Source organism: Alicycliphilus denitrificans K601 (genome assembly GCF_000204645.1).
Taxonomy (GTDB): Bacteria; Pseudomonadota; Gammaproteobacteria; order Burkholderiales; family Burkholderiaceae_C; genus Alicycliphilus; species Alicycliphilus denitrificans.
Map to the genome: position 1 here is coordinate 4,975,296 of NC_015422.1, position 19,968 is coordinate 4,995,263.

At 69.3% G+C, this 19,968-nt stretch carries 17 protein-coding genes and 2 pseudogenes; 1 reads left to right on the top strand and 18 read right to left on the bottom strand.

Going from position 1 to position 19,968, the window contains the following annotated elements:
• Positions 1-55: 55 nt before the first annotated feature.
• Positions 56-943 (bottom strand): amino acid ABC transporter substrate-binding protein, encoded by an 888-nt coding sequence (locus ALIDE2_RS23455; protein ID WP_013723306.1) that lies wholly within the window; start codon positions 941-943, stop codon positions 56-58.
• Between the two features lie 254 nt (positions 944-1,197).
• Between ALIDE2_RS23455 and ALIDE2_RS23460 the strand changes: the two genes are divergently transcribed.
• Positions 1,198-2,409, top strand: a complete 1,212-nt coding sequence (locus ALIDE2_RS23460; protein WP_174764536.1) for a D-amino acid dehydrogenase — start codon at positions 1,198-1,200, stop codon at positions 2,407-2,409.
• 3 nt (positions 2,410-2,412) lie between these two features.
• Here the strand turns inward: ALIDE2_RS23460 and ALIDE2_RS23465 are convergent, their stop codons facing one another.
• From ALIDE2_RS23465 to rpmH, 17 genes and pseudogenes are all read right to left on the bottom strand, one after another.
• A complete protein-coding gene (locus ALIDE2_RS23465) occupies positions 2,413-3,318 on the bottom strand; it encodes a LysR substrate-binding domain-containing protein (RefSeq protein ID WP_013521145.1) in 906 nt (301 codons plus the stop codon).
• Between the two features lie 28 nt (positions 3,319-3,346).
• A complete protein-coding gene (locus ALIDE2_RS23470; RefSeq protein WP_013723308.1) occupies positions 3,347-4,087 on the bottom strand; it encodes an aspartate/glutamate racemase family protein in 741 nt (246 codons plus the stop codon).
• Positions 4,084-4,902, bottom strand: coding sequence for a M55 family metallopeptidase (locus tag ALIDE2_RS23475; RefSeq protein WP_013521147.1), 819 nt, complete (start codon positions 4,900-4,902; stop codon positions 4,084-4,086). The genes ALIDE2_RS23470 and ALIDE2_RS23475 overlap by 4 nt, the downstream gene beginning before the upstream one ends.
• Positions 4,903-4,966: 64 nt before the next feature.
• A complete protein-coding gene (locus ALIDE2_RS23480; protein WP_013521148.1) occupies positions 4,967-6,004 on the bottom strand; it encodes a P1 family peptidase in 1,038 nt (345 codons plus the stop codon).
• The gene (gene gsiD, locus ALIDE2_RS23485; protein WP_013521149.1) at positions 6,001-6,909 is read right to left on the bottom strand and encodes a glutathione ABC transporter permease GsiD; all 909 of its coding nucleotides are present in this window, start codon (positions 6,907-6,909) and stop codon (positions 6,001-6,003) included. Before gsiD ends, ALIDE2_RS23480 begins: the two co-directional genes overlap by 4 nt.
• 7 nt (positions 6,910-6,916) lie before the next feature.
• Entirely contained in the window at positions 6,917-7,837 is a 921-nt protein-coding gene (gsiC, locus tag ALIDE2_RS23490; RefSeq protein WP_013521150.1) for a glutathione ABC transporter permease GsiC, read from the bottom strand.
• Positions 7,838-7,905: 68 nt separating this feature from the next.
• Positions 7,906-9,450 (bottom strand): glutathione ABC transporter substrate-binding protein GsiB, encoded by a 1,545-nt coding sequence (gene gsiB, locus ALIDE2_RS23495; protein WP_013521151.1) that lies wholly within the window; start codon positions 9,448-9,450, stop codon positions 7,906-7,908.
• A 91-nt stretch (positions 9,451-9,541) separates the two neighbouring features.
• A complete protein-coding gene (locus ALIDE2_RS23500; RefSeq protein WP_013723309.1) occupies positions 9,542-11,416 on the bottom strand; it encodes a dipeptide ABC transporter ATP-binding protein in 1,875 nt (624 codons plus the stop codon).
• 16 nt (positions 11,417-11,432) lie between these two features.
• On the bottom strand, positions 11,433-12,431 hold the full coding sequence (locus ALIDE2_RS23505; RefSeq protein WP_013521153.1) for an isoaspartyl peptidase/L-asparaginase family protein: 999 nt from the start codon (positions 12,429-12,431) through the stop codon (positions 11,433-11,435).
• Positions 12,428-13,360, bottom strand: coding sequence for a MurR/RpiR family transcriptional regulator (locus tag ALIDE2_RS23510; RefSeq protein WP_013521154.1), 933 nt, complete (start codon positions 13,358-13,360; stop codon positions 12,428-12,430). Before ALIDE2_RS23510 ends, ALIDE2_RS23505 begins: the two co-directional genes overlap by 4 nt.
• Before the next feature lie 333 nt (positions 13,361-13,693).
• A pseudogene (locus ALIDE2_RS25825) lies at positions 13,694-14,400 on the bottom strand (FAD-binding oxidoreductase); the annotation flags it as partial.
• A pseudogene (locus ALIDE2_RS25600) lies at positions 14,354-15,286 on the bottom strand (histidine kinase dimerization/phospho-acceptor domain-containing protein); the annotation flags it as partial. The pseudogenes ALIDE2_RS25825 and ALIDE2_RS25600, both read right to left, overlap by 47 nt.
• Before the next feature lie 193 nt (positions 15,287-15,479).
• Entirely contained in the window at positions 15,480-17,066 is a 1,587-nt protein-coding gene (locus tag ALIDE2_RS23525; protein ID WP_013521155.1) for an ABC transporter substrate-binding protein, read from the bottom strand.
• Positions 17,067-17,173: 107 nt separating this feature from the next.
• Entirely contained in the window at positions 17,174-18,868 is a 1,695-nt protein-coding gene (gene yidC, locus ALIDE2_RS23530; protein WP_013521156.1) for a membrane protein insertase YidC, read from the bottom strand.
• Complete coding sequence (yidD, locus tag ALIDE2_RS23535; RefSeq protein ID WP_013521157.1) at positions 18,865-19,158, bottom strand: membrane protein insertion efficiency factor YidD; 294 nt, start codon at positions 19,156-19,158, stop codon at positions 18,865-18,867. The genes yidC and yidD overlap by 4 nt, the downstream gene beginning before the upstream one ends.
• The gene (locus ALIDE2_RS23540; protein WP_013521158.1) at positions 19,155-19,595 is read right to left on the bottom strand and encodes a ribonuclease P protein component; all 441 of its coding nucleotides are present in this window, start codon (positions 19,593-19,595) and stop codon (positions 19,155-19,157) included. Before ALIDE2_RS23540 ends, yidD begins: the two co-directional genes overlap by 4 nt.
• Positions 19,596-19,637: 42 nt before the next feature.
• Entirely contained in the window at positions 19,638-19,772 is a 135-nt protein-coding gene (gene rpmH, locus ALIDE2_RS23545; RefSeq protein ID WP_005798102.1) for a 50S ribosomal protein L34, read from the bottom strand.
• Between the last annotated feature and the right edge of the window lie 196 nt (positions 19,773-19,968).

The window sequence follows — 19,968 nt, forward strand, 5'->3', positions numbered from 1 at the left end:
GTGATCCGAGCGCCGCATTATTGACGCTGGCGCACCCCGCGCCACCCGCCTGGACTCACATGGCGGGCTTGTCGCTTTGCGCCGTGAGGTTGTCCTTGAGCTCCTGGCTCATGGGCAGGCCGATCACCTGGCCCTTGGGCGGGATCGGCGACATGAACCACTTGGTGTAGAGCTTCTCGAACTCGCCCGACTTCATCATGCCACCGATCACGCCGTTGACCAGCTTCTGGAACTGCGGATCGTCCTTGCGCATCATGCAGGCGTAGGGCTCGACCTGCAGCGCATCGCCCACCACGTCCCAGTCGGCGGGGTTGCGCGCGTTGTTCTTCAGGCCGAACAGCAGGATGTCGTCCATGGCGAACGCCTCGGCGCGGCCGGCGTCCACGAGCAGCATGGAGTCGTCATGGTCCTTGCCGAGCACGATGTCGAAGTCCAGGTTGTTGTCCTTGCTGTACTTGCGTATCACCTGGGCGTTGGTCGTGCCCGTGGTGCTGGACACCTTCTTCCTCGCCAGGTCGGCCCAGTTCTTGATGCCGGAATTCTTCTTCACGAGCAGGCGCGTGCCGGTATAGAAGTAGTTGATGGCGAACTGCACGTCCTTGCCGCGCACCGCATTGTTGGTGGTCGATCCGCACTCGATGTCGATGGTGCCGTTCTGCAGCAGCGGGATGCGGTTCTGCGAGGTCACGGCCTGCATGTCCACCTTCAGGCCCGGCTTGTTCAGCTGCTTCTTCACGGCATCGACGATGGCGTTGGTGATCTCCACCGAGAATCCCACCGGGCCGCCCGAGCCCGCGAGGTAGCTGAACGGCACCGAGGATTCGCGGTAGGCCACGGTGATCTTGCCCGTGTCGGCGATCTTCTTGAGGGTGTCGGCCTGGGCGGCGGTGCCGGCCAGGGCGCAGGCGGCCAGCGCTGCGGCCAGGATGGTGGTGGGTTTCATGGCGTCTCCTTTGCTTTATCGAAGTCGTGGTTGCGGTTGCCACGCAAGTCACGACGGTACTGTAGAAAGCCCGCGCCCGCTTGAACAATGCCTTTCGTGGCAGGGGGTATGTGCAAAAGTTATGCGCCGCCGCTGCGGGCCTTGCGCCACGGCCCGCGCATAACTTTCCGTCATGCCCCGCGCCTGCATTGGCATTATTCAATCGCCGGCGCGCGCCCTACATTGGGGCGATCCGCAATCTGCCGAATTTTTCAATGCATGTATGTGTTATGGGCGCGGGCATCGTGGGCCTGGCGACGGCCTACGAGCTCCAGCGCCAGGGAATGCAGGTCACCGTGGTCGACCAGGCCCGGCCCGGCGCGGGCGCCAGCGGGGGCAATGGCGCCCAGCTGAGCTACAGCTATGTGCAGCCCCTGGCCGACTCCGGCATCTGGGCGCAGCTGCCCAAGCTGCTGCTGTCGCCCGATTCGCCGCTCAAGCTGCGCCCGCGGTGGGACCCGCACCAGTGGCGCTGGGGGCTGGATTTCCTGCGCGCCTGCAACCGCCGCGCCTCCGAGCGCGGCACGGCCACGCTGCTGGCCCTGGCCGCGCGCAGCCGCCAGGGCTTCGAGCGCATGCTGGCCGCCGAGCGGCTGGAGTGCGACTTCTCGCGCACGGGCAAGCTGGTGCTGTATGCGACCCAGGCCTCGCTCGACGACGCGCGGCGCCAGCTGGAGCTGCAGCGCGCCTGGGGCTGCGAGCAGGAAGCCGTCACACCCGCGCGCTGCGTGGAGATCGAGCCGGCGCTCGCGCACTACGCGGCGCAGATCGCTGGCGCCATCCACACGCCCAGCGAATGCGCGGCCGACTGCCTGCAGGTCTGCCAGGGGCTGCATGCCCTGCTGCAGGCACGCGGCGTGCGCTTCGTGCTCGGCACGAGGATCACGGCGGTCACCCGGTCCGCGGGCCGCATCGTTGCGGCGCAGACCGATGCGGGCGCCATCGAGGCCGACGCTTTCGTGCTCGCCCTGGGCAGCAGCAGCCACGCGCTGGCGCGCACCCTGGGGTTTGCGCTGCCGGTCTATCCGCTCAAGGGCTACAGCATCACCTTCGATGCCGCCGCCGGGCCCGGCGCGGCGCCCCGCGTGAGCGTGACCGATGCCGCCCGCAAGGTGGTGTTCGCGCGCCTGGGCCGGCGCATGCGCGTGGCCGGCATGGCCGAGCTCGTGGGCTACGGCATGGACATACCGCAGGCGCGCATCGACAGCCTGTGCGCCGCCACGCGCGCCCTGTTCCCGCACAGCGGCATGGGGCGCGACCTGCAGCCCTGGGCCGGCCTGCGCCCGGCCACGCCCACCGGCCTGCCCGTGGTGGGGCGCCACGCACGCGCGCCCGCCAACCTGCTGCTCAACACCGGACACGGCGCGCTGGGTTTCACGCTGGCCTTCGGCACGGCCGCAGCCGTGGCCGAGGCGCTGGCCGGCTGAGCGTCATTCAGCCAGCGCCTGGACGACCACCGTGCGCATGCAGCGCAACATGGCCTCCGCCAGCAGCGATGCCGGGCGGTGCGCCGGGCGCAGCGCCTGCACGGGCACGGCGATGGGCGGCTGCACGGCCAGCACATCGACCTTGTCGCGCTCGGCCGAGGCGGCCGTGCAGGCATCGACCAGGGCGCAGGCCTGGCCATGGTGGGCCAGCGCCAGCGCCGCGTGGTAGGTCTGCACCGTGTAGGGGGCCTGCAGGCTGACCTCGGCCTCCCTGCAGGCATGGTTCACCAAGGTGCCTATGGGGTCGCTGGCCGCCAGGCGCACCAGGGGCTGCTGCGCCAGGTCGGACAGCGCGATGCTCCCGCCCGCCGCCAGCGCCGGGGGCAGCATGCCGCGCGGGGCCACGCACAGCATGCGCGCGTCGGCCAGGTGCTCCTGCACCAGGGAGGGATGGGCGGCGGCGGTGAAGACGAAGCCCAGGTCGGCCTCCTGGCGCAGCAGCGCCGCGACAATCTGCGGCGAATGCAGTGCGTCGATGGTGACGGCCACGCCCGGATACTGGGCGCGGAACACGCGCAGCGCGCGCGGCAGCAGCTCGACGCTGAGCGCGAACACCGTGAGGATGCGCAGCTCGTCGCGGCGCTGCGGGTTCTTCAGGCTGGCGGCCAGGCGCTGCACCTCATCGAGCTGTGCGAACAGCTGCTGCACCTGCGGGTACAGGGTCTGCGCCTCCTGCGTGGGCACGAGCCGGCCCTTGACGCGCTGGAACAGCGCAAACCCGAGCTGCAGCTCGGCATGGGCCAGGATGCGGCTGACGGCCGGCTGGGTGACGTTCATCAGGCGCGCCGCCGCGCTCACGCTGCCCGTAAGCATGACGGCGTTGAAGACTTCGATGTGGCGCAGGCGCATGGGGCGTCACCCTACCCGCTGCAAGACCCTAGGCGCCGTAGGCGCGGCGCGCCAGCGCGCGCGCAAGAATGGCCGTGGGGTCGATCAGCGTCCAGCCCTGCGCCTCGGGCGCCTGCGGCAGGGCCAGCGGGATTTCGGTGCAGGCCATGGCCAGCGCAATGTCGCCATGCTGCGCGCGCAGCGCCTGCCCCACGGCGACGAAGCGCTGCTGCGCCAGCGCCATGTCGCCGGCCTTGACGCCGTCGTAGATGCCCTGCATCAGCCATTGCCGCGCCTTTGCATCGGGCAACACGCAGGCGATGCCCTGCGCCGCGAAGGCCTGTTCGTACAGGCCGATGCGGTAGCTGCCCTCGGTGGCGAGCAAGGCCACGCGCTCCTGGCCCTGCGCGCGCAGCGCGGCCGCCGTCTCGCGCGGCATGTGCAGCAGCTCGACCTGGGGCACGCGCTCCTGCAGTGCCGCATGCCAGGCATGGGCGGTGTTGCAGGGCATGGCCACGGCGCGCGCGCCCAGGCCGGCCAGCTGCGCCAGGCCCTGCGCCATGGCTTCGAGCGGCTGGGGCGCCGCGCCGTCGGCGAGGGCGCGCGTGCGGTCGGGAATGGGCAGCTGCGCCATCCAGTGCGCGGGGTAGGCCTGGTCGCACACGGCGTGGCCGTGGCTGCGCAGCCAGTCCTCGCAGGCGGCCACGAACAGGCGCGCGAAGTCCACGCCGGCGGCCGGACCCATGCCAGCCAGGATGCCGACGGTGTGGGTGCAGGGAGGCTGGTTCATCGCAACACGCTCGACATGGCGGACAGGCAGTTGAGCATGCGCACCGCGGACTCCACGTCGGGCGCATCGAAGCGCAGCGCGTCGCCGCCGGTGCGCGCGAGCGTGGGCCACTGGCAGAACAGGTCGGCCAGCGCCGGGGTCTGGGTCTGCAGTTCGACGACGATGGGGCCGGCCATGGCCAGCGGCGCGGTGGCGCGCGCCTGGGGAACGGCCTCGGCCACGCCTGCGCGGATGGCGGCGCAGGCGGCCTCGGGCGACAGGCTGGTGCCGCTGCCGAAACCGGTGGCGCGCTTGACCTCGATGAAGCGCGTGGCGGGCAGCAGCGCCCGGTATTCGGCGATGAAGGCGTCGTCGCCCGAGGCGGCGATCACCGGCACACCGTACTGGCCGGCAAGCAGCCCGTAGATGCCCAGCTCGCCCAGCTCCTGGCCGTTGAAGCGAACGCGCGCGAAGGCGAAACTGTTGATGGTGTGCGCCAGGATGCCGCGCCCCTTGGAGCGCGCGTGGTAGCCGATGCACACCAGGCCATCGACGCCCAGCTCCACGCCGGCCACCATGCTCAGGTAGCGCGGCTTGCCCTGGATGGCCTGGGCGCGCGCGTCCAGCAGGTCGGGCGGCATGTTGCGAAAGCCCCCGTGCGAGTCGTTGACGTAGACCTCGCTGGCGCCGGCGTCGAACGCGCCGGCGATGGCGGCACTGGCCTCCGCCGCCATCAGGCGGCGCGCGCGTTCGTACTCGGGGTTGCCGGCGCGCGTCTGCTCGGGGTGGTAGACGCCGGCCACGCCCTCGATGTCCACGGAAACCAGGATCTTCATGGCCTTCCTTCGTTGATTCATAGTCAAAATGGCCTGTAACGCTTGCTGCACCTTCGCAAGCAGCTCACTTATCCATAGCTTGCAGCAGCGGGCGCAGCGCGTCGCGGCGGTGGCCGTCGCGGCCGGTGACGGCCTGCGCATGCCACAGCGCGTGCACGATGGCCTGCTCCACGCTGTCGGCGCCGGCCTGGAACAAGGGGTCGAGCAGCGCCTCGTGCACCAGGGTCACGGCGGGCATGAGCCCGGTGGGCAGGTGCGGCAGGGTGTAGGCCGTGGAGAACGCCAGCGCGATGTCGCCGCTGCCGTGGCCATAGACCGACCCGGTGCGCGCCAGGCCCGCCGCGGCGCGCAGCGCCAGGCGCCTGAGCTGGCGCGCGTCCAGCGGCGCATCGGTGGCCAGCACCATGATGATCGAGCCCTTCTCCGGCTCGCTGCGCGCCGGCTGCCGCGCCGCCAGGCGCCGGCCCAGGGGCTGGCCGCCCCACACCAGGTTGGCCTGCACGCCATAGTTGGCCAGCACCAGCGCGCCCACGGTGTAGCGCGCAACGCCGCAAAGCAGCGCCTGGCGCGACGCCGTGCCGATGCCGCCCTTGAGCTGGAAGCTGGACATGCCGCGCCCGGCGCCCACCGCGCCCTGCGCCACCTCCACGCCCGCGCTGGCGCAGGCCAGGTCGTAGTGCCGCGCCGTGACGGCCATGCGCTGGATGTCGTTGAGGTAGCCGTCGTTGCACTCCAGCACCAGCGGGTTCACCGTGGACCAGGCGCGCCCCACCTCGGGGTTGGCAGCGCAGCAGCGCGCAATCTGTGCCTGGGCGATGGCGGGCACCGAGAAGGTGTTGGTCAGCGCGACCGGCGTCTCCAGCTGGCCCAGTTCGTCCAGCTGCACCAGGCCCACGCTCTTGCCGAAGCCGTTGATGACGGCGGCGGCGGCCGGCACCTTGTGCAGGAAGGGGTCGCGCGCGTGCGGGTGAATGACGGTGACGCCGGTCTGCACGCCGCCGTCCGCGAGCGTGGCGTGGCCCACGGTGACGCCGGCCACGTCGGTGATCGCGTCGCGCGCGCCGGCGTCCAGCAGGCCGATGCGGGGGGGCTGGTCCATCATGTCTGGCGGTCGATCTTGGGGTCGAGCGCGTCGCGCAGGCCGTCGCCCAGCAGGTTGAAGGCCAGCACGGTGAAGAAAATGGCCAGGCTGGGGAACAGCGCCACATGCGGCGCGTTGACCATGTCGGCGCGCGCCTCGTTGAGCATGGCGCCCCACTCGGGCGTGGGCGGCTGCGCGCCCATGCCCAGGAAGGACAGGCTGGCCGCCGTGATGATGGAGGTGCCCACGCGCATCGTGAAGTAGACGACGATGGACGAGATCGTGCCCGGCAGGATGTGGCGCGCGATGATGGTGAAGTCGCTCGCGCCTATGCTCTGCGCCGACTCGATGTAGGTCATGTGCTTGAGCACCAGCGTGTTGCCGCGCACCAGGCGCGCGAACGCCGGCACGCTGAACACGGCGACGGCGACGATCACGTTGGTCATGCTGCTGCCCAGGATGGCCACCACGCCCAGTGCCAGCAGGATGCCGGGGAAGGCGAACAGCACGTCGGAGATGCGCATCACGATGCGGTCCCACCAGCCCTCGTAGTAGCCCGCCAGCAGCCCCAGCGTGGTGCCGATGGCGCAGCCTATGGCCACCGACAGGAAGCCCGCCGCCAGCGAGATGCGCGCGCCCATCAGGATGCGGCTGAAAATGTCGCGCCCCAGCGGATCGACGCCGAACCAGTGCAGGGCCGAGGGCCCTTCGTTCAGGCGGTCGTAGTCGAAGTAGTTCTCGGCGTCGAACGGCACGATCCAGGGCGCCAGCACGGCCACCAGCACCAGCAGCGCCACGAAGACCAGCGCGGCCACGGCCACGTGCTGCTTCTTGAACTTGCGCCAGAACTCGCGCCAGGGCGTGCGCACGGCCTGGGACGCGCCGCTGGCCGCCGCGGGCATAGAGGAAATCACGGGCGTGGTCATGGGCGGCTCACTTGTAGCGGATGGTGGGGTTGATGAAGCCGTAGGCCATGTCCACCACCAGGTTGATCAGGATGAACTCCAGCGAGAACAGCAGCACCAGCGTCTGGATCACGGGGTAGTCGCGCATGGTCACGGCATCGACCAGCAGGCGCCCCAGGCCCGGCCAGTTGAACACCGCCTCGACGACGATGGAGCCGCCCAGCAGGAAGCCGAACTGCAGGCCCATCATCGTGACCACCGGGATCAGCGCGTTGCGCAGGCAGTGCTTGAGCACCACGACGCGCTCGTTCAGCCCCTTGGCGCGCGCGGTGCGCACGAAGTCCTCCTGCACCACCTCGACGAACGACGCGCGCGTGAAGCGCGCCATCACCGCCGCCACGGCCGCGCCCAGCGTGATCGACGGAAGGATGTAGTGGCGCCACGAATCGGCCCCCACCGTGGGCAGCCAGCCCAGGTTCACCGAGAAGACCTGCATCAGCATCATGCCCAGCGCGAACGCGGGAAACGAGATGCCCGAGACCGCCAGCGTCATGCCCAGCCGGTCGGGCCACTTGTTGCGGTACACGGCCGAGACGATGCCTATGCCCATGCCGAAGACGACCGACCAGGCCATGCTGGCGATGGTGAGCAGCAGCGTGGGCATGAAGCGCTCGCCGATCTCGGCCGACACCGGGCGGCGCGTGCGCATCGAAACGCCGAAATCACCCTGCACCATGCGCGAGAAGAAATGCACGAACTGCTCGGGCAGCGGCCGGTCCAGGCCCAGCTCCTGGCGCACGAGCTGCACCGTGGCCTCGTCGGCGTCCTGGCCCGCGGCCAGGCGCGCGGGGTCGCCGGGCAGCATGTGGACGAACAGGAACACCAGCACCGCCACGATCAGCAGCGTGGGCAGGAGCCCCAGCAGTCGTTTGAGGAAATAGTTCAGCATGGGTGTGGGGGAATGGGGTTTCGCTCCCCCTCCCGCATGCGGGAGGGGGCCGGGGCAAGGGCGGAGCCTTACTTCACCGCGATTTCGTCGCTGTTGATGTTGCCGTCGGGCATCACGTGCACGCCGGACAGGCGCTTGGCGTGGGCCGAGAGGTTCTCCTCGGTCACCAGCGGGATGCGGGGCAGGTCCTTCATCAGCTGCTCCTGCACCGTCTTGTAGAGGGCGGCGCGCTCGTTGCTGTCGGTGGTGACCAGAGCCTTGGCGATGCCGCCGTCCACCACCTCGTTGCTGTAGAAGGACATGTTGTTGAGCTTGGGCGCCCAGGACTCGGTGGCGAACAGCGGGCGCAGCGCCCAGTCGGCCTCGCCCGTGGACGAAGACCAGCCCGTGTAGTACAGGCGCACCTTGGCGGTCTTGGGGTCGGGCCAGGCGTCCACCCACTCGGTGCGCTGGCCCACCTCCAGCGCCTGCACCTGCAGCTTGATGCCGACCTGCTGCAGCTGCTGCTGCACGAACTGCAGCACCTTCTGCGTGGTGGTGTTGCTGTAGGCGCCCCAGAGCGTGGACTCGAAGCCGTTGGGGTAGCCCGCCTCCTTCAGCAGCTCGCGCGCCTTCTGCACGTTGTAGGGAATCGGGTCCATCTTCACCGCGTACTGGATGCCCTGCGGCACGATGCCCTGCGCCGGGAAAGCGTAGCCGCCGAAGGCCACCTTGGCCAGCGCTTCCTTGTTGATCGCATAGGCGATGGCCTGGCGCACCTTGGGGTTGTCGTAGGGCTTCTGCAGCACGTTCATGGCCAGGAAGCGCACGATGATCGACGGCGTGCTCACCACCTCGACCTTGTCCGCCTTCTTCAGGTTCGCGGCCTGCTCGTACGGCACCGGGTAGGCGAAGTCGGCCTCGCCGGTCTGCAGCATCGCCGCGCGGGTGTTGTTCTCGAGCACGGGCTTCCAGGTGATCTGGTCGATCCTGGGGTAGCCCTTCTTCCAGTAGCCGGCGAACTTCTTGCCCACGATGGCCTCGGTCTGCTTCCACTCGACGAACTCGTAGGGGCCGGTGCCGACCGGGTGGAAGGCGATGTCCTTGTTGCCCCACTTCTTCAACGCGGCCGGCGAAATGATCGCGGCCGATGCGTGGGCCAGCGAGTTGATGAACGGGCCGAAGGGCTCTTTCAGCGTGATGCGCACGGTCTGCGGATTCACCGCCTCGACCTTGGCGATGCGGTTGAATTGCGTGGCGCGCAGCAGGCGGTTGGCCGGGTCCATCACGCGGTCGAGGTTGACCTTGACGGCCTCGGCGTTGAAGTCCGTGCCGTCGTGGAACTTCACGCCCTGGCGCAGCTTGAAGGTGTAGACCAGGCCGTCCTTGGAGACGTCATGGCTCTCGGCCAGCACGTTCCTGACCTTCAGGTCCTTGTCGAACTGGAACAGGCCCTCGTAGAAGGTCTTGGTCACGGCCGTGGTCAGCGTGGTGTTGGTGTTGTAGGGGTCCAGCGTCTCGGGCTGGCCGCCTATGGCCAGCACGGCGTTGCCGGCGGCCAGCGCGCCCGTGGATACGGCCAGCGCGGCCAGGGCCAGTAGGCTGCGGCGGAAGGTGACAGTGGTCTTCTTCATGGGGAATCTCCAGGTTGATGGAAGAATGCGGTTGCTAGCAAAAAAGCAGCAGCTAGCGCTTTTGGAGCAATGGCTTGAGGCCGGTTTGGCTTCAAGCCGTCTGCGGCGCGACGAAATGCCCCGGCCCCACCTCCTGCAGCGGCGGCACCACGGGCTCGTCGCCCACGGGGCGGATGGGGCTGGGGATCTCGCCTTCGAGCAGCGCGCGCTTGAGGTGGCGGCGCGCCGGGTCGGCAATGGGCACGGCGGCCATCAGCTTGCGGGTATAGGGGTGCTGGGGGTTCTCGAAAATCGCGCGGCGCGGGCCGATCTCGACGATGCGGCCCAGGTACATCACCGCCACGCGGTGGCTGATGCGCTCGACCACGGCCATGTCGTGCGAGATGAACAGAAAGGCCACGCCCAGCTCGCGCTGCAGGTCGAGCATCAGGTTGACGATCTGCGCCTGGATGGACACGTCCAGCGCCGACACGGATTCGTCGGCCACCACCACCTTGGGGTTGAGCGCCAGGGCGCGGGCGATCGCGATGCGCTGGCGCTGGCCGCCCGAGAACTCGTGCGGGTAGCGCTGCGCGTGCTCGCGCGGCAGGCCCACCTTCTCCAGCAGCCAGTCCACGCGGGCCTGGGCCTCCTCGCGCGTGCCGATCTTGTGCACCAGCAGCGGCTCCATGATCGAGAAGCCCACCGTCAGGCGCGGGTCCAGCGAGGCGAACGGGTCCTGGAAGATGAACTGGATGTCGCGGCGCAGCGCCTGCACCTCGCCGCGCGGCAGCTCGAGGATGTTGCGCCCGCCGAACTCGATGGCGCCGCTCTGGCTCTCCACCAGGCGCAGCAGCGAGCGCCCGGTGGTGGACTTGCCGCAGCCCGATTCACCCACCAGCGCCAACGTCTCGCCGGGGTAGAGGTCGAAGCTCACCTGCTCCACCGCGTGCACGCGGCGCGTGACCCTGTTGAGCAGGCCCGAGCGCAGGTCGAAGCGCGTGATGAGGTTCTTCACGCGCAGGATGGGCTGGGCGTCGGCCGGGCGGGTGTCGACGGGCGTGGATTCGCCCACCGTGGTGGTGCCATCGACGCGCAGCAGGTCGAACGGGCGCGGCAGGTCGGTGCCCTGCATCGCACCGAGCTTGGGCACGGCCGACAGCAGCGCGCGCGTGTAGGCGTGCCGGGGCGCGGCGAACAGCTGTTCGGACGCGCCCTCCTCCACCTTGTCGCCGCGGTACATGACGAGCACGCGGTCGGCCACCTCGGCCACCACGCCCATGTCGTGGGTAATGAAGATCACGCCCATGTGCATCTCGTCCTGCAGCTGGCGGATGAGCTGCAGGATCTGCGCCTGGATGGTCACGTCCAGCGCCGTGGTGGGCTCGTCGGCGATCAGGAGCTGGGGCTTGCACGACAGCGCCATGGCGATCATCACGCGCTGGCGCATGCCGCCCGAGAGCTGGTGCGGGAAGCGGTCGAGCACGTTCCTCGCCTCGGGGATGCGCACCAGTTCGAGCATGCGCAGCGCCTCGGCGCGCGCGCCGGCGCGGTCCATGCCCTGGTGCACGCGGATGGATTCGGCAATCTGCTCGCCCGCGGTGAACACCGGGTTCAGCGAGGTCATGGGCTCCTGGAAGATCATGGCCACGTCTGCGCCGCGCACGTCGCGCATCTGCGCCTGCGTCGCCCGGGCCACGTCCAGCACCTGGCCGCCGCGCCGGCGCAGGAGCGCCGAGCCGCCGACGATCCTGCCGCCGCCATGCTCCACCAGGCGCATCAGCGCCAGCGAGGTGACGGACTTGCCCGAGCCCGACTCGCCCACGATGGCCAGGGTCTCGCCCCGGTCCACGTGGAAGGAGAGATCGCGCACGGCATCCACTGTGCGCTCGGAAGTGGCGAAGCGCACGCTCAGCGCGCTCGCGGCCAGCACGCGCTGCTCGGGCAGCTGCAGGGGCACGGCGGCATGGGGGGAATGGGTCGTCATGGCAGGGTGGCCCCGGTCAGCGGTAGATGAAGGATTCGGGCGCCTGGCCCACGCGCGCCAGGCCGCGGTACATGCCCTCTGTGTTGAAGGGCAGGCACACGTTGCCCAGGCGGTCGACGGCGATCAGCCCGCCCGTACCGCCGATGGCGGCCAGCGCCTGGTGCACCACGGCGTCGCTCGCCTCTTGCAGCGCCTGCCCACCGTAGGCCATGCGCGCGCAGACGTCGTGCGCGGCAGCCACGCGGATGAAGCTCTCGCCATGGCCAGTGCAGGAGACGGCGGCCGTGCGGTCGTCGGCATAGGTGCCGGCGCCGATCAGCGGGCTGTCGCCCACGCGGCCCGGGCGCTTGTTGGTCATGCCGCCGGTGGAGGTGGCCGCCGCCAGGTGGCCCTGCGCGTCGAGCGCCACCGCGCCCACCGTGCCCATCTTGCGGCCCTCGTCCAGCGGGCCCTCCTGGGCGCGCGCGGCCAGGGCGGCGGCGCCGTCGTGGTCCAGCACCGCGCCGGCGCCGCCGCCCTGGGCCGCGCGCAGCTGGGCCAGGCGCGCCTCGGTGGAAAAGTAGCCGGGCTGCACCATCGCAAGGCCGGCCGCTTGCGCCAGGCGCTCGGCGCCGGCGCCGATCATCAGCACATGCCGACCGTCGCGCAGCACCTCGCGCGCGGCCAGCACCGGGTTGCGCACGCGGGCCACGCCCGCCACGGCCCCGGCGGCCAGCGTGGCGCCGTCCATCACGGCGGCGTCAAGCTCGTGCGTGGCATCGGCCGTGAACACCGCGCCATGGCCGGCGTTGAACAGCGGGCAGTCCTCGAGCGCCTGCACGGCCACGCACACCGCATCGAGCGCCGTGCCGCCGCCGGCCAGCACGGCCTGGCTGGCGCGCAATACGTCCTGCAGCGCGGCGTGGTAGGCGCTCTCCTGCGCGGGGCTGATGTGGCTGCGCATGAGCGTGCCGGCGCCGCCGTGGATAGCGATGACGGGCACGGCGGCGCGTGCTGCATGGGACATGGTCTTCATTCGGAAGATTCGGCAGAGGTGGGCGCGGGATTGGACGCGCCGGCGCGGCCCGCGCCGTGCAGCCAGGGCAGCACGGCCTCGGTCATGCGCGTGGCGTTCTGTACCGTGTCGCGCGTGTGCAGCGCGACGGCGCTGATCAGGGCTTCGATCAGCGCAAGCACCGTGGTCTCGGAATTCACCGCGTGGTAGCTCTCGGCCTTGGCGAACAGGCAATGCCGCGCAAACGGCGCGAGTGGCGAATGCGCGCCGTCGGTCAGCGCCAGGACGGGGACGCCGCGCTCGTGCGCCGCGCGCGTCAGCGCCACGCTGTCGCGCAGGTAGCGCGGAAAGCTGATCACGATGAACAGGTCCTGCGCCCCCATGCGCGGCAGCTGGCGCGCGCCGTCGGTGGTGCCAGCGACGCTGGAGAGCAGGTGCACGTTCTCGCAGTGCATGTCGAGCCCGCGCGCCAGCAGGCCGGCCAGCCAGCCCGAGGCGCCATAGCCGAGCACGTAGATGCGCCGCGCCGTCGCGACGGCCTGCACCGCGGCCGCGCAGGCCGCGGGGTCGAGCGCGGCGCGCGTGGCAGCGATGTTGTTCTGGCTCTCGTCGAGCACCGCCACGAAGGCGTCATGCGCGCTGCCGGGCTTTTCCAGGCGCACGCGCATCTTCTCCACGGGCGCCAGCATGGCCTCGAAACCCTTGACCAGCTCGGCGCGCAGCATGGGGTAGCCATCCAGCCCGATGGCGCGCGCAAAGCGGTTGGCCGTCGCCACCGACACGCCCACCGCCGCCGCCAGCTCATCGATGGGCATGGTGGCCGCCTGCAGGGGGCGCTTGAGCACGTAGTCCGCGATCTGCTGGTGCGAGGGCGTGAGCTGCAGCCGGGTGCGGCTTATACGCACGGCGATCGAGACCTGCTCCAGGGGAGCGCCCAGTGGCTTGGACATGAAGGAAAAGTTGGTTTGATAAAAAATTTACAACTTTGGATGTTAAAGAAAAATTACAATCAATCAAGCCACCTATGCCCACCCAAACTCAGTAATAACCCTTGCCCTTCCTCTTGCAGCCAGAAAAAAGGCCCGCGACGCGGGCCTTGGCATGGGTATCCATCAATGGAGGCGTGCGCCCCGCCGCGCCTGCGCGCGGGCCTGGCCCACTCAGACGAAGCGGTCGAAATGGATCTGCTCGAAGGGCACGCGGTGGCGCACCATGAGCAGTTCCTGCATGGCCTCGATCATGGGCGGCGGGCCGGCGAAGTAGAAGTCGAACTGATCCAAAGGCCCGGACAGGGCGCGTTCGACCTCGGCATGCACGAAGCCCGTCGGCCCCTGCCAGCCGCCGGGCTGGACAGCACCACCGTGGTCGTGACGCGGTCTGGGGCCAGCGCCGCGGCCTCGTGCGCGGCGCCCAGTTCGGCCTGCGTGCGCAGCCCGAGGAAGAAGTGCACGCGCCGCGTCCCGCCGCCGGCCAGCACGCCGCGCGCCACCGACAGCATCGGCCCCAGGCCGGAGCCGCCGGCCACGCACACCACGTCGCGCTCCGTGGGCCGCAACCAGGCATGGCCGAACGGGCCGTCCACGTCCAGGCGATCACCCACCTGGAGCTGCTCGCACAGGACGCCGCTGCCGCGCCCATCCGGCACGCGGCGCACGATGAAGCGCCAGTCGCCATCCGCACCGTCCACGTGGGACATCGAGTAGGCGCGCGCGCCCGTCACGCCCGGCGCATAGATCAGCGCGTACTGCCCGGGCTGGAACGGCGGCGCGTGCGCCACGCGCAGGTGCAGCTCCACCATGTCGCCGGTGATCGGGCGGCGCCACCACCGCGTAGCGCAGCTGGCGCTGCGGGGCGAGCGCGTGGAACTGCTCGGCCTGCTCGCGCACCAGGGCCGCCAGGTCGATGCGCGCGTACTGCACGTCCATGCGCCGCGCGTCGAGCCGGGCCAGGTCGAGCAGGTCGTTGACGCGCTTGAGCAGCGTGGCGGCATTGCGCTGGATCACCTGGAGCTGGCGCCGCTGCGCGTCGCTGAGGCCGGCGCCCGTGTCCAGCAACTCCTCGGCAGGCCCGAGGATCAGCGCCAGCGGCGTGCGCAGCTCGTGGCTGACGTTGGCAAACAGGTCGCTCTTGAGCTGGTCGAGCTGGCGCACGCGCTCCAGCAGGCTCTCCAGCTCGGCGTTCTTTCGGCTGACCTCGGCTTCGGCGCGGTTCTTCTCGGTGATGTTGCGGCCTTCCGCGAGCAGGAACACCACCCGGCCGCGGTCGTCGCGCACCGGCAGCAGGGAGAAGTCCACCACGATGGTCTCGTCGCCGGCCGCCTGCCCGTAGATCTCCATGTCGCAGCGGATGAACTCGCCGCCCCTAGCGCGGCGCACGAAGTCGCGCTGCATCTCGGTGGTCTCGCGCGAAATCTGGAACCAGCGCGCCTCCCAGAAGGGCTTGCCGCGCAGGTCCTCGATGCGCACGCCCGCGCCGTCCAAGGCCGCCCGGTTGATCTCCAGCGTGCGGCCGTCGGCGTCCAGCAGGCCGACGAACTGGTACATCGCATCCAGCACGATGCGCGCGAGCTTCTCGCTCCGCGTCTGCGCGGAGTCCGCGCGGCGCAGCGCGACCGAGCCGACCTGGCGGCCGGCGCACGCTTCGAGCCATGGCTCCATCGGCGGCCTCAACGGCCCGGCGCCCTGGCGGGCGCGATGGTGGCGATGCGGGGCATGGGGTCTCCTGTGCTGTATGCGGGCGGGGCAAGTGCCGTCCGCAGGGTCCATGCCAATGTAGAACGATGCACGGAAAATATCGATAAATTCAGGGAATGTCCCTAGAGCAGCGCCACCGACCGGATCCCACCCGGTCGCATCCGAGCGACGCCACTTCATCATCTGATGAGTTGCTTGATGCGGGAATGCTCCAGATCATCAAGCGCGGCGCTTTCCCAGGCTGCATTTGGGTAATTTATCGATATTCATCCATATTCACGGGCGCATCCGGCTTGCGGCACCGGCTCGCTGGCCAGCCTATGCGCAAGAAAAAGGCCCGCGATGCGGGCCTTGGCGGGCATGAGCGGATGCCGGCTTACTTGATCGTCGTCCAGGTCGGCATGGGACGGTCGTCCGCGCGGTGCACCGTCTCCACGTTCTTGCGCATGGCCCAGGGGCGGATCTGGTGGTGCAGCGGCAGGTAGTAGTACTCGTCCTTGGTCAGCTTGAGGGCATCGTGGAGCAGCGCGTCGCGCTTCGCGGTGTCCATCTCGACCTTGATCTGCTGGATCATGCCGTCGAGCTTGGCGTCGCTGAAGCGCCCGCCGTTGTAGACGCCCGCGGCGGTCTTGCCGTCCTTGGTGGACATGAGCGAGTCGAGCGTGTACAGCGCGTCGAACGTGGCCACGCCCCAGCCGAACAGGTAGGCGCTGACGTCATTGTTCATGACGCGCGTGACGAACTGCGCCATGGGCGCGGTCTGCAGCTGCGTCTTGACGCCGATGCGCGTCCACATGGCGGTGACGGCCTGGCAGATGGCTTCGTCGTTCACGTAGCGGTCGTTCGGGCAGTCGAGCTTGAGCGCAAAGCCCTGCGGATAGCCGGCATCGGCGAGCAGCTTCTTGGCGGCCTCGACGTCGTACTTGGCGGCACGCTCGTCGAGCTGCTTGCTCCAGCCATGCACCATGGGCGCCACCATCACGCCCGCGGGCACCGAGAGGTTGCGCATGGTGCGGCTGTGCAGGCCGGCCGAGTCGATGGCCTGGTACAGCGCCTGGCGCACGCGCTTGTCCTTGAGCGGATTCTTGCCCGGCGTGCCGGCGCCGGGCAGCTCGTCGCGGAACTGGTCCAGGCCCAGGTAAATGGTGCGGTTCTCGGCGCCCTCGATGAGCTTGAGGTTGGAGTCGGCCTTCATGCGCGCCAGGTCCTGCGGCGGCGGATCGACGACGAAGTCCACCTGTCCCGACACCAGCGCAGCCGTGCGCGTGGCGGCCGACTTGATGGGGGTGAACACCACCTCGTCGATGTTGCCCTTGGGCTTGTCCCACCAGTTGGGGTTCTTCTTGAGCGTGAGCTTCTGGTCCGGCTGCCAGCTCACCAGGGAAAAGGGGCCGGTGCCGTTGGCGTTGCGCGAGGCGTAGCTCTCTTCCTTGCCGGCGTAGTCCTGCGACTTGAGCGAGTTGTGCTTCTCGGCCCAGGCCTTGTTCATGATGCGCGCCTCGGTGATCTCGCGCAACAGGATGGGGTTGGGGCCCTTGAGGATCAGGTCCACGGTGTAGTCGTCGACCTTCTTGACCTCCTTGACGCTCTGCACCGCGGACATCATGTTGGACGGCGCCGTGCCCGCGCGCGTGAGCGAGAACACCACGTCGTCGGCCGTGAACGGCGCGCCGTCGTGAAATTTGACGCCCTTGCGCAGCTCGAAGCGCACCTGGGTGGGCGAGATCTGGGTCCACTTCGTCGCCAGCGCGGGCTCGATCTGGTACTTCGCGTCGTAGCGCACCAGGCTCTCGTAGATCTGCTGCAGGAAGGCGTGCGTGGTCTGGTGGTTCTGGGCGTGCGGGTCAATCGTCAGAATATCGTTGGCACCCGCCCAGCGCAGGCTGGCCGCATGCGTGGCGCCCACCGCCAACACCATTGCCGCTGCCACCATGCCCCGTTTGAAGGTCGTTCGCTGAATCATCCGTCTGGCTCCTTGTGTGTTGATTGACTACCGGATGTAGTGGCCCGCATGGTACCGAAAACGGCAACGGCCGCTAAGCGGCCGTTGCGATGGATGCCTGGGGCAAATCAGCGGAACTTGGGCAGGTTGAACTGCGGCGGCACGCCCATGCGCTTGTTGATGATCCACTGCTGAGCGATCGACAGGATGTTGTTCGTCAGCCAGTACAGCACGAGGCCGGCCGGGAAGAAGAAGAACATCACGCTGAACATCAGCGGCATGAGCCACATCATCTTGGCCTGCATCGGGTCGGGCGGCGCGGGGTTAAGCGCGGTCTGCAGCAGCGAGCTGGCCGTCATGAGCAGCGGCAGGATGAAGAACGGGTCGGGCGAGGACAGGTCGTGGATCCAGCCGATCCAGGGCGCGCCGCGCATCTCCACGCTCGACAGCAGCACCCAGTAGAGCGCGATGAACACGGGGATCTGGATCATGATGGGCAGGCAGCCGCCCATGGGGTTGACCTTCTCCTCGCGGTAGATGCGCATCATCTCCTGCTGCATCTGCTGCGGCTTGTCCTTGAGGCGTTCGCGCATCTCCTGGATGCGCGGGTTGATGGCCTTCATCTTGGCCATGCTGGCATAGGCCTTGGCGTTGAGCCAGTAGAACGCGATCTTGAGCAGTACCACCAGCGCCACGATGGACCAGCCCCAGTTGGCGATCACCTTGTGCAGCTGGTCCAGCAACCAGTACAGCGGCTTGGCCAGGATGGTCAGCCAGCCATAGTCCTTCACCAGCTCAAGGCCCGGCGCCAGCTTTTCCAGCAGGGTCTCGATCTGCGGGCCGGCGAACAGGCGCGCGTCCATGGACTTGGACTGGCCCGGGGCGATCTCACCGAGCTGCGCGATCATGCCCACGGAGTAGAGGTTGGCATCGACCTTGCGCACGAAGTTATCGCGCTGCACGCCGTCGGCCAGCAGCCAGGCGGTGGCGAAGTAGTGCTGCACCATGGCCACGTAGCCGTTGGTGGAGGACTTGTCGATCTCGGCCTTGCCGCTCTCGATGTCCTTGAACTCCACCTTGTGGTACTTCTTGGCCTCGGTGTAGACGGCCGGGCCGGTGAAGGTGGAATAGAACGACGATTCGCCCGCGGGCTTGTTGCCGTCGCGCACCAGCTGCAGGTACAGCTGCGGCGACACGGGCGCCGTGCCGGTGTTGACCACCTCGTGGCGCACAGCGATGTCATAGGCGCCGCGCTTGAGCATCCAGGTCTTGACCAGCTTCACGCCCCCCAGGTCGGGCGACTCGAAGCGCACCTGCAGCTCGTTCTCGCCGTCCTTGAGCTCGCGCGGGCCGGGCACCAGCGCCATGGGGGTCTTGTGCGTGGGGAAAGCGCCGCCGATGAGGCCCGTCTGCGCCACATAGACGCGGTCGGCGCTTTCGTCGAGCAGCAGGAAGGGCTTGGCCTTGTCCCCCATCTCCGGGTACTTCAGCAACTCGCCCTGCACCAGCGACCCGCCGTCGGTGTCGAAGGCCAGGCGCAGCACGTCGGTGCTCACCGTGACGCGCTCGCGCGGGGTGGCCGCGGGCTGGACCGGGCTGCCGGCCGGCGGCTGCGCGGCCGCGCCGGGTGCGGCGCTGCTGGCCACGGGAACGCTGGCCGCGCCCGCCGCGGACGCAGCCACCGCCGGCGCGCTGGCCGTCTGGGCCGGCGGCGTGGGGAAGAAGGTGGCCTTGTTGCCGTTGTGGATCTGCCACTTGTCCCACAGCAAAACCATGGAAAAGCCAAAGATCACCCACAGGATGGTGCGGCGGATGTCGTTCATGAATGCTTCGTAGGTGAAGAGGATGGAGTGTCGGAAGGCGTGAGCCGCGAGAACAGGCGCATGCCGCGCGGCAGCTGCTGCGGCACGGGATCATGCCCTCCCTCGCACCAAGGGTGGCAGCGCGCCAGGCGCCGTACGGTGAGGTAGCTGCCCGCGGCGGCGCCGTGCTTCTCCAGCGCCTGCAGGGAGTACAGCGAGCAGGTGGGCTCGAACCGGCAGGCCGACCCGATCCAGGGGCTGAGCAGCAGCCGGTAGCCCCGTACCAGGGCCATGAGCAGCGCGCGCATCATGGCACGGCCCCCGCCGCAGCGCCGCGCCGCTCGGCCGCGGCGAACAGCTGCTGCAGCTCGGCGCGCACGGCGGCCTTCAGGGCGTCCGACGTGGCGCTCACGAAATGCTTGCGGTCGAAGGCCGCGCGCAGGCGCACCACATGGGCTGCCCGCGGCATGCGCGACTCGAAGCCGGCGGCCACGGCATGGATCTGCCGCTTGATGGCGTTGCGCGTGACCGCGCGGCGCGCCCAGCGCTTGGGCACCATGGCCCCGAGCCAGACGCCGGGCTGCCCCTGGGGAACGGCGAACAGGGCCTGCGACTCCTGGTCGGGCCCTGCAGATGCCGCGCCGGCGGCCGTGAGGCCGAGCCGGTGCAGCGCGAAATGCGCCGTGCGCGAGACCGTGCCTCCCGCCATGACAGCCTGGAACTGGGCGCGGGTTTTCAGCCGGTGCATGGGAGCAGCGTCCCCGCTCGGGCGGCGCCGAGCGGCACGGCCTTAGACGGCCAGGCGCTTGCGACCCTTGGCGCGGCGGGCGTTGATGACGGCGCGGCCGCCGCGCGTCTTCATGCGCACGAGGAAGCCATGGGTGCGTGCGCGGCGGGTCTTGGAGGGCTGGTAGGTACGTTTCATGTTCAATCCTTGAAGGGTTCAGTTACAGGCGCCGCTTCGATCGGCAACGCCCGCCGGACTGGCCGCCCGCCTTGCACGATGTCGACTAGCATCGCGCAAGAAAAGCCGCCGCCCGGGCTTGATCACCCTGAACGCATTCAGGGAAACCCGCGATTATTGCAGCGTGGCCCGGACCTGGCAATGCCCGGGGCCGAAA

What these genes read in the sequence shown, in the direction of transcription:
- ALIDE2_RS23455 (WP_013723306.1), bottom strand. Translation starts at nt 943, where the DNA reads ATGAAACCCACCACCATCCTGGCCGCAGCGCTGGCCGCCTGCGCCCTG.
- ALIDE2_RS23460 (WP_174764536.1), top strand. Translation starts at nt 1,198, where the DNA reads ATGCATGTATGTGTTATGGGCGCGGGCATCGTGGGCCTGGCGACGGCC.
- ALIDE2_RS23465 (WP_013521145.1), bottom strand. Translation starts at nt 3,318, where the DNA reads ATGCGCCTGCGCCACATCGAAGTCTTCAACGCCGTCATGCTTACGGGC.
- ALIDE2_RS23470 (WP_013723308.1), bottom strand. Translation starts at nt 4,087, where the DNA reads ATGAACCAGCCTCCCTGCACCCACACCGTCGGCATCCTGGCTGGCATG.
- ALIDE2_RS23475 (WP_013521147.1), bottom strand. Translation starts at nt 4,902, where the DNA reads ATGAAGATCCTGGTTTCCGTGGACATCGAGGGCGTGGCCGGCGTCTAC.
- ALIDE2_RS23480 (WP_013521148.1), bottom strand. Translation starts at nt 6,004, where the DNA reads ATGATGGACCAGCCCCCCCGCATCGGCCTGCTGGACGCCGGCGCGCGC.
- gsiD (WP_013521149.1), bottom strand. Translation starts at nt 6,909, where the DNA reads ATGACCACGCCCGTGATTTCCTCTATGCCCGCGGCGGCCAGCGGCGCG.
- gsiC (WP_013521150.1), bottom strand. Translation starts at nt 7,837, where the DNA reads ATGCTGAACTATTTCCTCAAACGACTGCTGGGGCTCCTGCCCACGCTG.
- gsiB (WP_013521151.1), bottom strand. Translation starts at nt 9,450, where the DNA reads ATGAAGAAGACCACTGTCACCTTCCGCCGCAGCCTACTGGCCCTGGCC.
- ALIDE2_RS23500 (WP_013723309.1), bottom strand. Translation starts at nt 11,416, where the DNA reads ATGACGACCCATTCCCCCCATGCCGCCGTGCCCCTGCAGCTGCCCGAG.
- ALIDE2_RS23505 (WP_013521153.1), bottom strand. Translation starts at nt 12,431, where the DNA reads ATGAAGACCATGTCCCATGCAGCACGCGCCGCCGTGCCCGTCATCGCT.
- ALIDE2_RS23510 (WP_013521154.1), bottom strand. Translation starts at nt 13,360, where the DNA reads ATGTCCAAGCCACTGGGCGCTCCCCTGGAGCAGGTCTCGATCGCCGTG.
- ALIDE2_RS23525 (WP_013521155.1), bottom strand. Translation starts at nt 17,066, where the DNA reads ATGATTCAGCGAACGACCTTCAAACGGGGCATGGTGGCAGCGGCAATG.
- yidC (WP_013521156.1), bottom strand. Translation starts at nt 18,868, where the DNA reads ATGAACGACATCCGCCGCACCATCCTGTGGGTGATCTTTGGCTTTTCC.
- yidD (WP_013521157.1), bottom strand. Translation starts at nt 19,158, where the DNA reads ATGATGCGCGCGCTGCTCATGGCCCTGGTACGGGGCTACCGGCTGCTG.
- ALIDE2_RS23540 (WP_013521158.1), bottom strand. Translation starts at nt 19,595, where the DNA reads ATGCACCGGCTGAAAACCCGCGCCCAGTTCCAGGCTGTCATGGCGGGA.
- rpmH (WP_005798102.1), bottom strand. Translation starts at nt 19,772, where the DNA reads ATGAAACGTACCTACCAGCCCTCCAAGACCCGCCGCGCACGCACCCAT.